Source organism: Leifsonia shinshuensis (genome assembly GCF_013410375.1).
GTDB classification, from domain to species: domain Bacteria; phylum Actinomycetota; class Actinomycetes; order Actinomycetales; family Microbacteriaceae; genus Leifsonia; species Leifsonia shinshuensis.
The window spans coordinates 1,644,725-1,657,315 of the sequence record NZ_JACCFL010000001.1 but is presented as its reverse complement, the minus strand read 5'-3'; the positions used below and the strand labels follow the sequence as shown (position 1 = coordinate 1,657,315).

The window sequence follows — 12,591 nt, the reverse complement described above, 5'->3', positions numbered from 1 at the left end:
GCTCAGTAGTGCGGCGGGACGTCCCGCCGCAGCTGCTCGTCGTTCGGCGACCAGGAGCCCTCCTCGCGGTCCCGCTCCGGAACCCGCGGCGTCGGGTCGGCGCCCGGCGCGCCGGCACGCTGCACACGGCGGGACCGGCGCGCGGGGCGCTCGGCGTCGGGCTTCTGGGTCACCCCTCCAGCGTAACCGTCAGACCCCGCGCCCACATTCGTGCCGAATGTCGCGTTCGCCCGCGCCATTCGCGCGATTCGTCACGAAAGTGCGTGCTCCACATTCGTCACGAATGTCGGCTTTCGCGGCGCCATTCGCGACATTCGTCACGAATGGGAGGAGGAGGAGGGTCAGAGCGACGGCAGGGTGATCGGCGCCGTCTCCGTGGTCGCCTCGTCGTCGGCGCCGATGAGGCGGGCGATGCGGGAGGCCACGGCGTCCGGGTCGGCGAACAGCTCGAAGCTGTGGACGCGGAGGTAGTGCCAGCCCAGGCGGCGCAGCACGTCCGGGCGCAGCCGGAGGGACTCGCGGAGGCTGCCCCGGTTCACGTCCTCGTCCGTCTCCACCACCACGGCGCGGCCCGCGTTCGACGCTACCAGTGTGAGCTTGCCGCGGTAGCCGACCTGGACGTCCAGCCCGCGGCGGGCGAGGCGCTTGGCGAGGTCCACGACCATCGGGTCCGCGTCCGGGCTCAGGTACTCGGGGACCGCGGCCTGCAGCTGGTCGGCCTCCCCCAGCACCTGGGCGAGCGCCGCGATGCCGTGGCGCATCCGGGAGTCGTCGATGTCGTCCGGACGGAAGCAGGAGACGATGTCCATGCCGCGGCGGGCGCGGGTCATCCCGACCGCCAGCAGCCGGTCGCCGCCCGGCTCCGCGAGGGCGCCGAAGTTGGAGAGCAGGCGGCCGTGCGGCGTGCGGCCGTAGCCGATCGAGAAGACGACGCGGTCGCGGCTCTGGCCGACGGACTGCTCGAGCGTCACCACCGAGAACGGCTCCGGGCCGTCCCCGAGGATGAACTCGGCGAGCTCCGTGCGCTTGGCGAACGCCGCCAGCACCGCCTGGTTGACGCGCACCGCGTGGCGCTCGCTCGCGGTGATGACCATGAGCGACTCGCGCGGACGGTCGGTCGCGTGCCGCAGCACGAGCTCGACGACCTTCGCCACCTCGGCGTCCGTGCTCTCCACGGCGCCGGTGTCGGAGTCCGGCATGCCCTGGCCGCCCGTGACATAGTGCAAGGCGAGGCTGCCGTGCCCGAGGTAGGTGCCCGCCCACGGCAGCGAGTCGATGTTGCCGCCGTAGAAGCGGCGGTTGACCAGCTCGGCGAGGTCCTCGCCGCCCGCGCGGTAGCTGCGGGCCAGCGTGTAGACCGGCAGCAGCTCGGAGAGCCGGCCGAGGGCGGAGTCCGCGTGCAGCGCGTCGACGTCGACGTCCTCGACCGTGCCGCCGTACTCGTGCACGCCGGTGTCGAAGCGGGACGGGGTCTGGGTCACCGGGTCGCCGAACGCGACCACCTGGCGGGCGCGGCGCAGCACGGGCACGTTCTCGGCGAGGCTGGAGGCGCCGGCGTCGACGAGCACGACGGCGTCGAAGGCGACCTCCGCGTCGATCGCGGGCACCTCGTAGGGCGAGACCAGCCAGACCGGCGCGAGCGGGCGCGCCAGGTGCGGGGCGGCGGCGTTGAGCGACGCGGCGGTCGGCGTGGTCGTGGTGAGCAGCTTCTTGAGCGCCTTGGCCTCGTCCGGCCAGTCCACGATGCCGATCTTCCAGGTCTCCGCGAGCATCCACGCCAGCTGCTTGCCGGTGGCGGAGGCGTGCGCCTCGTCCACGAGGCGGAAGTCGGCCTCCAGGCGGTCGAGCACGCTGGTGTTGCCGCTCAGCAGAGCGCGGTCGGAGGCCAGCAGGGCCTCCAGCACCGACTGCCACCAGGCGAGCTCGAGCTCGGCGCTGACCTGCGACTCGGGGACGTGCCGGACCGACAGGTCGGACAGCAGCGGGTCGAGCCCGCGCTCGCGCAGCTGCCCGAGCAGCGCGGTGCGCTCCTGCAGGTTGGCCAGCACCTCCGACTCGGCGGCGAGGCCGGCGATCTGGCGGACCAGCTCGTCGATCGGCAGCACCGAGAGCGACTGCGGGGTGCCGGTGCGGCGCAGCGGGATGTCGAGCCGGGCGAGGTCTTCCGCGACGCGCTGGTAGGCGACCTGCACGTCGGCGATGCCGACCGGCACCTCCGGCACGACGCCGGCGACGGCGAAGCGGTTCCAGAGGATGCGCTGCTGCTGGATGCGGCGCAGGCTCTCGTTGAGGTCGGTGACGTGCACGCCGGGCCGCACGTACTCCAGCGCGAGCTTGCGCAGCCGGCGGCGGTTCGCCCCCGACATGGCGGGCGACTCGCGGCGCGAGGAGGTGGCGGCGATCAGCTCGGCGATCGAGCGGTCGAAGACGGCGGGCGTGAACCGGTCGAGCGTCTCCCGCACGTCGAGCAGCAGCCGCAGGTAGACGCCGAGCTCGGCGATCGACTCGAACGGCCGCATCCTGGTCTGCCCGATCAGGGCCTTGGCGCGGTCGATGAGCCGGGGCAGCTCCGCGCGGCTGAGCTTCTTGGCGAGGTCGTGGGCGGACTTGCCCTCCTCGGTGGTGCCGAACGAGGCGCCGTACCAGGGCGAGTCGTTGGGGCCGTAGCGGAACTCGCCGAGCCGGGCAGCGCGGATGAGCGCGTCGGCCGCGGCGTCGCGGCCGGTGGCGAGCGCTGCGATGGAGGCGCGGCTCAGGCGCGCGGTGGTGGACGGCGGCGACGGGAGCAGGGCGAGCCGGGAGAGCTCGCGCAGCGCGTCGAGCACGGAGACGTGCAGCACCGGGTCGCGGCGGGCGAGGGCCGCCCGGTAGTCGAGGAGCACCTTGCGCAGTCGGACCAGCGCGTCGTCCACGTCGGTGACGCGCGGCTGCTCCGCCTTCTCGTTGCGGCCGATGGACTGGATGAGGTCGCGGCGCAGGCTGCGCGGCGTGACGGCGAGGCCGGGCAGGCCGACCTTGGCGAACCGCTGCGCGATGTCCTCGAGGCTCGACCGCCGCGGGCCGACGACGAGGACGCGCTTGTGCTGGGCGACGAGGGCGCCGACCGCGTTGACGATCGTCTGGGTGCCTCCCGTGCCGGGCAGGGTCTTGACCACCAGGGAGTTGCCCGCGGCGATCTGAGCGACGACGTTCTCCTGCTCTTCGTCGGCGTCGAGCAGCAGGGAGTCGGTGGCGGGCGGCCGCTCGTCCTGGCGGACGGGCTGGGCCGGGCTGAAGGCGCTCTCGATCGTGGTGCGGGCGGTCGGGTTGCCGGCGAGCGCGTCGAGGAGCGTGGTGTCCAAGTCCTCGGCCTCGGCGCGCAGCGCGGGGGCGACGTCCACGAACGACGACACCACCAGCCGCGGCTGGACGTTGAACCAGGGCAGGTGCGAGGTCAGGCCGCGCAGGCGGTCGATGACCGGCTGCGGCTTGAACGCGCCGTTGTCGAGCGCGAGCGCGACGAAGGCGTTCGCGTCGAGGGTGATCTGGAACTGCTCGGAGAGCGCGCGCGCCAGCTCCGGGTTGAGGAACGGCTGCCCCTTGAGCTTGAGCTCGAAGTCGCGCCCGTAGCGGCGGATCGCCAGCGGACGCAGCAGGATCGGCGCCAGGAACTCGTCCGCGCCGTAACGCCACTGGGCGAGGCCGATGGCGAGGTGGACGGACTCGATGCCGCGGACCGAGCGCAGCTCGATCCCCTTCGCGGTGATCGCGTTGGCCGCCGCCCGCGCCGTGCGCAGGGCGAGCTCGTCGCGGATCAGGCTGGAGAGCAGCGTGCTCTGCCCGGTGATGAACTGCGGGAGGCCGCCGGGATGCGTCGTGCTCAGCTCGATCCGGGTGCGCGGGCTGTCCTCGAAGTGCAGCAGCGGGGACACGCCGCCGATCGCCGCGATCTCCTCGCGCCAGCGCGCCCAGACCGGATCGGCGATGTTGCCGGCCACGAGGCCGGCCTCGCCGAGGCTGAGCGAGTGCGGCGAGGTGGTGTTGGCGGCCGGACGCAGCGCGTCGCCCTCGGGCACGTCGGACGTCATGTCGTCGTCGTCCTCGCTCTTCCTATCCAGTCGCCACACACCGACACCCTACGTGCCGAACCGCCAAACGTCTGGCAATCGGCCGGGTTTCGCGCCAAGTCGCCGCGTCAGGGCACGTCGCCGCGTCAGGCCGAGTCGCCGCGTCAGGAGGGCGTGCTGCCGGATGCGGCAGGCTCGGGGACGGCGTCCCGGCCCGCGCGGGCACCGCCGCCGAGGAACACCAGCGCCAGGACGCCGCAGAGCAGGTAGAGCGACGCCTGGGCGTCCAGCACGTGCACCGTCCCGGCCGACGACGCGATGAGCCCGGCCAGCAGGAGGCCGACGCCCTGCGCCGCGCCCGACAGCGTCCGCACCGCCGCGAACACCCGGCCGAGCGCCGCCCGCGGCGTGATCGTCTGCACGAGCGTGATCTCCCCGGTCTCGGTCGCGACCGAGGGAAGGCCCATCGCGATGAACAGTCCCGCATAGACCCAGACGGCCGTGGTGACCGGCGCGAGGTTCCAGGTCAGCAGCGAGAGCGCCCCGAAGATCAGATAGCCGACGCCGATCAGGGGCCGTGGCGCGATCCGGCGCACCAGCACTCCGGTCAGCAGGCCGCCGAGCACGCCGCCGATCGCCTGGACCCCGCGCAGGATGCCGACCTCGGTGTCGCCCGCGTGCAGGTTCTCCGTCACGTAGACGATGAAGAGGACGAGGAACACGCCCTGCGCGACACTTCCGATGACGGCGATGACGGTGATGGTCAGCAGGTCGCGGTTGCGGAGGATCGTCGCGATGCCCTCCACCCACTCGCGCAGCAGCCGACGCTCGACGGCGGGCGCGGACTCCTCCCCCGGCTCGGGGACCCGCGGCGCCAGCGGACGCGTGAAGGCGACGAGGAGCGCGGTGAGCGCGAACGACACCGCGTCCACAATCACGACGCCGGGCAGCCCGGACAGCGCGAACGCGAGGCCGCCGAGCGGCGAGCCGACCAGGCGGGCGAGGTTGTCGCTGATCGCGAGCAGCGCGTTGCCGCGGCCCAGCTCGTCCGGCCGCAGCAGGCGCGGCACCATCGACTGCCTGGCCGGGTTCATCACGGCGCCGAGGCAGGCTTGCACGGCCGCGACCGCGTAGACGATGCCCATCCGGTCGGGGCCGGCCGCGAGCAGCGGCAGCAGGGCGATGCCCTGGAGCAGCGCGGTGACGATCATCGTGCGGCGCGGATCCCAGCGGTCCACCAGGACGCCGAGGAAGGTGCCTGCGAGCAGCATCGGGATGAGCTCGGCGAGGAACACGGTCGAGGCGCCGAGCGCGGAGCCGGTCGCGGCGAAGGCGAACAGCGGGAGGGCGATCATCAGCAGCCAGTCGCCGGTGTCGGACACCAGGCCGGCCGACCAGATCAGCGCGTAGTCGCGGCGAAGCAGCGGGGAGCGGCTCATGATCCGGCGGCCTCTCCGTCGGGGGCGAGCGGCTGATCGGGGTGCCGGAAGGCGTTGAGGCCCAGCATGACCACCGCGCTGTCGTCGGGCGCGTCCGGCCGGGTGAGCGCGATGTAGGGACGGATCAGCGCGTCCAGCCGCTCTCCCAGCTCGCGGAGCTCCGCCGGGGAGATCCGCAGGGCGTAGCCGGAGAGGATGCTCGCCTCCCGCCACTCGGGCGGCACGCTGTCGCGCTGCGCGATCGAGCGGTGCAGTCGGGCGGCATCCTCGTCGATCTGGTGGTCGGCGAAGAAGCGCTCGACGGAGTCGGCGCCGAACTGCATGGCCGGGTCCTCGGTGCGGCCGAGGGTGAGCCCGGTGGCGGTCGACTGCCAGGGACGCTCGCGGCCGTCCTCCGCCTCCACCCGCTCCACGAGCCCGAACTTCGCCAGAGCGCGCAGGTGGTAGCTGCAGTTGGAGGGCGTCGAGCCGACCGCCTCGGCGCACTCGCTCGCGGTGCGCGCGCCGAACGCCATCAGGTGGTCGAGCAGCGCGAGCCGGAGCGGGTGCGCGAGCGCCCGCAGCGCCCGCGGGTCGGTGACCGTCCGCCGGTCCTCGCGACGGCCCTGCGCGGGCCGCTCGTCCGATGTGAAAGACATGTTTCAGATTGTGCGCGTTCCCTTCTTTCACGTCAAGTCGGCGCGGCGGGGAATGATCGGGGTGAGGCGCTGTTGTTGACAGGGATGAACGAAATCTCCCGGGCGAGCGTCGGCTTCCGCTCCGAGCGCGGACCGATCCTGATCGCACTGATGCTGACGACCGGACTGGTCGCGATCGACGCCACCATCCTCGCCACCGCCGTCCCCTCGATCGTGCGCGACCTGGGCGGCTTCGCCTCGTTCCCGTGGCTGTTCTCCATCTACCTGCTGGCGCAGGCGGTCTCGGTCCCGGTCTATGCGAAGCTCTCCGACACGGTCGGGCGCAAGCCGATCGTCCTGGCGGGCATCGGCCTGTTCTTCCTCGGCTCGGTGCTCTGCGGCTTCGCGTGGAGCATGCCGGCGCTCATCGCGTTCCGCGCGCTGCAGGGTCTCGGCGCCGGTGCGATCCAGCCGATGTCGATGACCATCGCCGGCGACATCTACACCGTCGCCGAGCGCGCCAAGACGCAGGGCTACCTGGCGAGCGTGTGGGCGATCTCCTCGGTGGTCGGACCGACGCTCGGCGGGCTGTTCTCGCAGTTCCTGTCGTGGCGGTGGATCTTCTTCGTCAACGTGCCGCTGTGCATCCTGGCCGCCTGGATGCTGATCCGCAGCTTCCACGAGACCATCGAGCCGAAGAAGCACCGCATCGACTACGCGGGCTCCGCGCTGCTCACCGCCGGGATGTCGCTGCTGATCCTGGCGGTGCTGGAGGGCGGCCAGGCCTGGGCGTGGGACTCGGTGTGGAGCATCGGCGCCTTCGCGCTCGGCGCGCTCCTGCTGGTCGCGTTCGCGCTCGTGGAGCGCCGCGCAGCCGAGCCGGTCATGCCGCTCTGGGTGCTGTCCCGGCGGCTGCTGCTCACGACCACGCTCATCTCCCTCGGCATCGGCGCCATCCTGATCGGCCTCACGTCGTATGTGCCGACGTACCTGGAGTCCACGGTCGGCGCGCCCCCGCTGGTCGCCGGCCTCGCGGTCGCGGCGCTGACGCTCGGCTGGCCGATCGCCGCCAGCATCTCCGGACGCTTCTACCTGCGGATCGGCTTCCGCAGCACCGCCCTGCTCGGCACCAGCATCGCGATCGTCGGGACCATCATCCTGGCAGCGACGAGCGTGCACCCGAGCGTGCTGTTCGTGGCGGTGAGCTGCTTCGTCGTCGGGCTCGGGATGGGCCTCGTCGCGACGCCGACGCTGATCGCCGCGCAGTCGAGCGTCGCCTGGAGCGAGCGCGGGGTCGTCACCGGCACCAACATGTTCGCGCGGTCGATCGGCAGCGCGGTCGGCGTCGCCGTCTTCGGCGCGATCGCGAACGCGATCATCCTCTCCAGCACCGGCGGCGCGCACTCCCCCGCCGCCGTGCAGGGCGCCTCCACCGCGGTGTTCACGGCCGTGGCCGTGGTCGCGGCGCTGACCATCGTGGCCGGCCTCGCGATGCCGCGCTTGCGCGTGGAGGACGTCGAGTTCGGCCGGGCGCCCGCCGCCGCCGACTGACCCGCCGCACCGCGCTCCGCAGAGGGGTCGCGACACGTCGTCGTCCCCGTGACGTCACGGCGTGTTGCGGCCCCTCTTCCGCGTGCTGGTAGTGTGTGGTCTGACCATATGGTCCGACCACATAAGGAGTGCGCGATGCCGACGGAGCCGAAGGCGTGGGAGAGCGTGCTCGCCCGCATCGAGGAGCACCTCGTCGACGGCCGGCTGCGTCCCGGCGACCACCTGCCGCCCGAGCGCGCGCTGGCCGCCGAGTTCGGCGTAGCGCGCTCCAGCGTGCGCGAGGCCGTGCGCGTGCTGGAGGCCATGGGGCTGATCCGCACCCAGACCGGCTCGGGGCCGAGCTCCGGGGCCATCATCGTCGCGCGGCCGCTCGGCGGCATGCAGGCGCTGATGCGTCTTCAGGTCGCCGCGAGCGGCTTCCCGGTCGCGGACGTGGTCAGCACGCGTCTGCTGCTGGAGTCGTCCGTCGCGGGCGAACTCGCCGAGCGCGGGTCGGCCGACCTCGCCGACGCCCGCCAGCTCCTCGACGCGATGGACGACACCGCGCTCACCGCGCCGGAGTTCTTGGCGCTCGACGCGCAGTTCCACCTCGCGCTGGCCGAGGCGGCCGGCAACACGGTCGTCGCGACCACGATGGCCGGCCTCCGCAGCTCGATCGAGGGCTACGTCCTCGCGGGCGCCGGGCGCATCCCGGACTGGGCGGCCATGGCCGCGCGCCTCCGCGCCGAGCACCGCGGCGTGATCGCCGCGATCGATGCCGGCGACCCCGCGGCGGCGCGCACCCGCATCCACGACCACATCAGCGGCTACTACCGCGACGCGACCCCCTCCCGCACCCTGTCCCCGTCCACCTCCGACGCACGTTAGGCACACGAACATGGTCACCCGCCAACTCCCCAAGCCCGCCGAGCTGTTCGAGCTCCTGTCGTTCAAGAAGCCGGAGCTCGACGCGAAGAAGCGCCGGCTGAGCGCCGCCCTGACGATCGAGGACCTGCGCGCGATCGCGAAGCGCCGCACGCCGAAGGCGGCCTTCGACTACACGGAGGGCGCCGCCGAGGGCGAGCTGTCGCTGGCCCGCGCGCGGCAGGCGTTCCAGGACATCGAGTTCCACCCGTCGATCCTGCGCGACGTGTCCACCGTCGACACCTCGTGCGAGATCTGGGGCGGCCCGTCGGCGCTGCCGTTCGGGATCGCGCCGACCGGGTTCACCCGCCTGATGCAGACCGAGGGCGAGGTCGCCGGAGCGGGAGCGGCGGGCGCCGCGGGCATCCCGTTCACGCTGTCGACGCTCGGCACGACCTCCATCGAGGGTGTGAAGGCCGCCAACCCGACCGGGCGCAACTGGTTCCAGCTCTACGTGATGCGCGACAGGGAGATCTCCTACGAGCTGGTCCGCCGGGCCGCCGCCAACGGCTTCGACACCCTGTTCTTCACCGTCGACACCCCGGTCGCCGGCGCGCGGCTGCGCGACAAGCGCAACGGCTTCTCGATCCCGCCGCAGCTCACGCTCGGCACCATCGTCAACGCCATCCCGCGGCCGTGGTGGTGGTACGACTTCCTCACCACGCCCAAGCTGGAGTTCGCGTCGCTGTCCTCCACCGGCGGCACCGTCGGCGAGCTGCTCGACTCCGCGATGGACCCCTCGATCAGCTTCGCCGACCTCGACATCATCCGGAGCATGTGGCCGGGGAAGATCGTCGTCAAGGGCGTGCAGAACGTCGAGGACTCGATCAAGCTGGTCGAGCTCGGCGTGGACGGGATCGTGCTCTCCAACCACGGCGGCCGTCAGCTCGACCGCGCGCCGATCCCGTTCCACCTGCTGCCGAAGGTCGTGGAGGCGGTCGGCGACCGCACCGAGGTCGCCATCGACACCGGCATCATGAACGGCGCCGACATCGTCGCGGCCTACGCGCTCGGTGCGAAGTTCACGCTGATCGGACGGGCCTACCTGTACGGCCTGATGGCGGGCGGCCGCGCCGGCGTCGACCGCACCATCCAGATCCTCAGCGACCAGGTCGTCCGCACCATGAAGCTGCTGGAGGTGCCGACCCTCGCCGACCTCACCCCGGCGCACGTCACGCAGCTGCAGCGCCTCGTCCCCGTCGCCTCGGCGGGCGCGGCCGCCCGCGTCTGACGCGGGCGGTCAGCCCGGCGCGCGGGCGAGGAGGACGAACTCGTTGTAGGTGAACAGCTTCCCGGCCGCCCGCGGCAGCGGGAAGCTGTAGTGCCGCACCGGCGACAGTCCGGTCGCCCGGGCGAGCCGGTCGAGCGCCTCGAAGTCGGTGAACGTGACGTGCGTGGCGTCGCTGGCGTAGCCGCGCTCCTGCGGCGTGATGAAGCAGACCATGCCTCCCGGCTTGACGTACGGGAGGTATTCGCGCACGAGCTGCACCCCGTACTCGCGGGAGACGTGCTCGATGACATGTGCGAACAGCAGCGAGTCGAAGGCGCCGGGGACGGCGTAGCCGCTGGACGGGAACTCGGCGCTCGTGAACGCCGTCAGGCCCCTCCCCCGCGCGACCGCGATGGAGTCGGCGTTGTGGTCGACCCCGACGCTGTCGTTGGCGAGGTGCGCGAGGTTGCGGCCGAGCCCGGCGCCGACGTCGAGGACGCGGCCGAGCTTGAGGTGCCGGATGTTCCAGCGGTACGGCGCCTGCACGTTGAGCACCCGCCGCCACCGCGACTGGTCGAGCCGCGCGAGCCTCGCCGCGTACTCCGCGCCTGCGGTCTCCGAACCGGTGCTCCGCGCTCCGTCGTCAGCCGTCATCGTGCGCTCTCGCTGGTCTCCACCCCTCCCACGCTAGCCGGGTGTTCGGCACATCCAAAGCTTTTGCCCATACGCTTGGTGCTGGAGACTTGTCCACTTTCTCGAATGGAATGACCTGAATGGCTGCTACGGGCAGAGGCGCGACGACCCCGACGAAGAACGATCGCCGAGCCGAGGCGCGCGAGACCGCTCGCCGCATGCGTGAGGAGGCCGCCAAGAAGGCCAAGCGGCGCAAGGTCGTCGTCCAGAGCTCCGTCATCGTCGGCATCATCGCCGTCGGCGTCGCCATCGCGCTCATCATCTTCACCAACCTCGGCGGGTCCACCAGCGTCGCCAACCCGAAGAACATGCTCAGCGGCGGCATCCTGCTCACCAAGGCCGACCAGGCGGTCACCACCCCGGCGATCGCGCCGGGCGCCAAGCCCACCCCGACGAAGCAGACGCTGGACGGCAAGACCGCGCACATCCAGATCTGGCTCGACTACCAGTGCCCGTTCTGCGACCAGTTCGAGACCACGAACTCCGCCCAGATGAAGCAGTGGATGGCGGACGGCACGGCGACGCTGGAGATCCATCCGATCGCCATCCTCGACTCCAGCACCAACAACCAGTACTCGACCCGCGCAGCGGCGGCGATGTCGTGCGTGGCGAACTACGAGCCCGACAAGTTCTTCGACCTCAACAGCGTCCTCTTCGCCAACCAGCCGGACGAGCAGACCGGCTCGGGCCTGACCAACGCCAAGATGGTGGAGCTGTTCAAGAGCGCAGGGGTCAGCTCGTCGGACATCACGAAGTGCGTGAACGACCAGACCTTCTCGAAGTTCGTCACCGACCGCACCAACGAGGCGGTCGCGAACTCCCAGCTCAAGAACCCGGCGAACGGCAGCTTCGGCACGCCGACCGTGTTCGTCAACGGCGAGCGCTACCAGGGCGGCTTCACCGACGCCTCGCAGTTCGCGGCGTTCGTGGCAGCGGCGGTCAAGGACGCGGGCTCGAGCGGCAGCTACAGCTTCCCGAAGCCCTAGTCGTTCCGGTCTCCCTCTCCTGCGGCGGCCGCGCGCGGGTGTACGTTCGGCGCGAACAGCCGCCGCAGGAGAGGAGACGCGCATGGACGACCGCATTCCCGAGGACGGCGCCGACGACCCGGCGATCGGCGACTCGGACGCCGGGGACACGGCGGGCTGGATCGACCCGGGCGACGGTGAGGTCGACTACGCCCTGGACGACCCGATCGCCGAGGCCGACTTCGCCGACGAGCTGGTGACCACCGACGGGGTCGCCGGCGACACCGTGTGGGACGGACCCGGTGACGGGAACTATGGGCCGACCGGCGGGCAGCCGCGCGAGGCCGAGCCGGACTACGACGAGCACGACCCCGAAGGCGACCCCGACGACGGCGTCCTCACCCAGGACGACATCGAGGAGGAGGGCATCTAGCGGGGGACGGCCGCCACGACGCCCTCCGCGCTGCTCTCCAGGAAGGCGACGATGCTCGCCGACGGCAGGTCGGTGCCGATCGCGCTCGCGACCAGCACGTCCTCCGCGAAGGCGATCCACGAGCGCAGGCCGATCCGCAGCAGCGGGGAGTCCTCCGCTCCCAGCTCGAGGAACACGGCGAGGATCCGCTCGGCCTGCTCCGCACGCGCCTGCTCGATCACCACCCGCACCTCCTGATCGCCGCTCGCGACCCCGCGGACCAGCGAGTAGAACGTGCCGCTGTGGTCGCGCACGAAGGCGACGATCCGGGTGAGCGTGTCGTGCAGCCGCTCGCGCGGCGGCAGCTCCGGGACGGGCTCCGTCGCGTGCAGCATGCTGTCGCGCGCGGTGCGGACGACTTCGCGGTGCAGGCCCTGCTTCGACCCGAAGTAGTGGAAGAGGAGGCCGCGCGACACCCCCGCCCGCGCCGAGAGCTCCTCGATCGTGAGGGTGTCGAGGGGCTGGTCGGCGAGGTGCGCCACCCCGAGCGCGACGAGCTGCGCCCGGCGCTCGTCCGGGGTGAGCCGGGTGCGCCGATCGGTGTCCATGGATCGAGCCTAGGCGCTGTGCGACGGCGCGGCAGCCATGGCGCGATGACCGGAACGGCCCTTCCCCCTCAATTCGGCCGTCCCCCATTCGGCCGACTATTGACAACCGGTCAATAGCGTCTACTCTCGTCGTGGGAACGACCGCAC

At 71.9% G+C, this 12,591-nt stretch carries 11 protein-coding genes; 5 read left to right on the top strand and 6 right to left on the bottom strand.

The annotated features are described in order from the left end of the window. Window positions 1–2: 2 nt before the first annotated feature. The 4 genes from HNR13_RS08120 to HNR13_RS08105 form a co-directional block, all read right to left on the bottom strand. Window positions 3–173, bottom strand: a complete 171-nt coding sequence (locus HNR13_RS08120) for a hypothetical protein (RefSeq protein ID WP_179605280.1) — start codon at window positions 171–173, stop codon at window positions 3–5. Window positions 174–341: 168 nt separating this feature from the next. Further along, entirely contained in the window at window positions 342–4,106 is a 3,765-nt protein-coding gene (locus HNR13_RS08115) for an ATP-binding protein (protein WP_179605279.1), read from the bottom strand. Window positions 4,107–4,210: 104 nt separating this feature from the next. After that, window positions 4,211–5,485, bottom strand: coding sequence for an MFS transporter (locus tag HNR13_RS08110; RefSeq protein ID WP_179605278.1), 1,275 nt, complete (start codon window positions 5,483–5,485; stop codon window positions 4,211–4,213). Further along, window positions 5,482–6,123: an ArsR/SmtB family transcription factor gene (locus tag HNR13_RS08105; RefSeq protein ID WP_179605277.1), complete on the bottom strand. Its 642-nt coding sequence runs from the start codon at window positions 6,121–6,123 to the stop codon at window positions 5,482–5,484. Before HNR13_RS08105 ends, HNR13_RS08110 begins: the two co-directional genes overlap by 4 nt. Before the next feature lie 84 nt (window positions 6,124–6,207). Between HNR13_RS08105 and HNR13_RS08100 the strand changes: the two genes are divergently transcribed. The 3 genes from HNR13_RS08100 to HNR13_RS08090 all read left to right on the top strand — a co-directional run bounded on the left by HNR13_RS08100 (window position 6,208) and on the right by HNR13_RS08090 (window position 9,787). After that, complete coding sequence (locus tag HNR13_RS08100; RefSeq protein ID WP_179605276.1) at window positions 6,208–7,653, top strand: MDR family MFS transporter; 1,446 nt, start codon at window positions 6,208–6,210, stop codon at window positions 7,651–7,653. 135 nt (window positions 7,654–7,788) lie between these two features. Continuing rightward, complete coding sequence (locus HNR13_RS08095) at window positions 7,789–8,520, top strand: FadR/GntR family transcriptional regulator (protein ID WP_179605275.1); 732 nt, start codon at window positions 7,789–7,791, stop codon at window positions 8,518–8,520. A 10-nt stretch (window positions 8,521–8,530) separates the two neighbouring features. Continuing rightward, on the top strand, window positions 8,531–9,787 hold the full coding sequence (locus HNR13_RS08090; RefSeq protein ID WP_179605274.1) for an alpha-hydroxy acid oxidase: 1,257 nt from the start codon (window positions 8,531–8,533) through the stop codon (window positions 9,785–9,787). Window positions 9,788–9,796: 9 nt separating this feature from the next. Here the strand turns inward: HNR13_RS08090 and HNR13_RS08085 are convergent, their stop codons facing one another. Further along, a complete protein-coding gene (locus HNR13_RS08085; RefSeq protein ID WP_179605273.1) occupies window positions 9,797–10,420 on the bottom strand; it encodes a class I SAM-dependent methyltransferase in 624 nt (207 codons plus the stop codon). A gap of 197 nt (window positions 10,421–10,617) precedes the next feature. On the opposite strand from HNR13_RS08085, the gene HNR13_RS08080 reads away from it, so the two are divergent. Both HNR13_RS08080 and HNR13_RS08075 read left to right on the top strand, forming a co-directional pair. Further along, a complete protein-coding gene (locus HNR13_RS08080; protein WP_179605272.1) occupies window positions 10,618–11,445 on the top strand; it encodes a DsbA family protein in 828 nt (275 codons plus the stop codon). Window positions 11,446–11,527: 82 nt separating this feature from the next. Next, window positions 11,528–11,857: a hypothetical protein gene (locus HNR13_RS08075; RefSeq protein WP_179605271.1), complete on the top strand. Its 330-nt coding sequence runs from the start codon at window positions 11,528–11,530 to the stop codon at window positions 11,855–11,857. Here HNR13_RS08075 and HNR13_RS08070 read toward each other — a convergent pair. Continuing rightward, window positions 11,854–12,444 carry a TetR/AcrR family transcriptional regulator gene (locus tag HNR13_RS08070; RefSeq protein WP_179605270.1) on the bottom strand — a complete coding sequence of 197 codons (591 nt, stop codon included), beginning with the start codon at window positions 12,442–12,444 and terminating at the stop codon, window positions 11,854–11,856. The two genes, HNR13_RS08075 and HNR13_RS08070, sit on opposite strands and share 4 nt — an antisense overlap. Window positions 12,445–12,591 lie beyond the last annotated feature (147 nt).

Excerpts from the sequence above, each read along its gene's own strand:
- HNR13_RS08110 (WP_179605278.1), bottom strand. The coding sequence starts at position 5,485 with ATGAGCCGCTCCCCGCTGCTTCGCCGCGACTACGCGCTGATCTGGTCG.
- HNR13_RS08105 (WP_179605277.1), bottom strand. The coding sequence starts at position 6,123 with ATGTCTTTCACATCGGACGAGCGGCCCGCGCAGGGCCGTCGCGAGGAC.
- HNR13_RS08100 (WP_179605276.1), top strand. The coding sequence starts at position 6,208 with ATGAACGAAATCTCCCGGGCGAGCGTCGGCTTCCGCTCCGAGCGCGGA.
- HNR13_RS08095 (WP_179605275.1), top strand. The coding sequence starts at position 7,789 with ATGCCGACGGAGCCGAAGGCGTGGGAGAGCGTGCTCGCCCGCATCGAG.
- HNR13_RS08090 (WP_179605274.1), top strand. The coding sequence starts at position 8,531 with ATGGTCACCCGCCAACTCCCCAAGCCCGCCGAGCTGTTCGAGCTCCTG.
- HNR13_RS08085 (WP_179605273.1), bottom strand. The coding sequence starts at position 10,420 with ATGACGGCTGACGACGGAGCGCGGAGCACCGGTTCGGAGACCGCAGGC.
- HNR13_RS08080 (WP_179605272.1), top strand. The coding sequence starts at position 10,618 with ATGCGTGAGGAGGCCGCCAAGAAGGCCAAGCGGCGCAAGGTCGTCGTC.
- HNR13_RS08075 (WP_179605271.1), top strand. The coding sequence starts at position 11,528 with ATGGACGACCGCATTCCCGAGGACGGCGCCGACGACCCGGCGATCGGC.
- HNR13_RS08070 (WP_179605270.1), bottom strand. The coding sequence starts at position 12,444 with ATGGACACCGATCGGCGCACCCGGCTCACCCCGGACGAGCGCCGGGCG.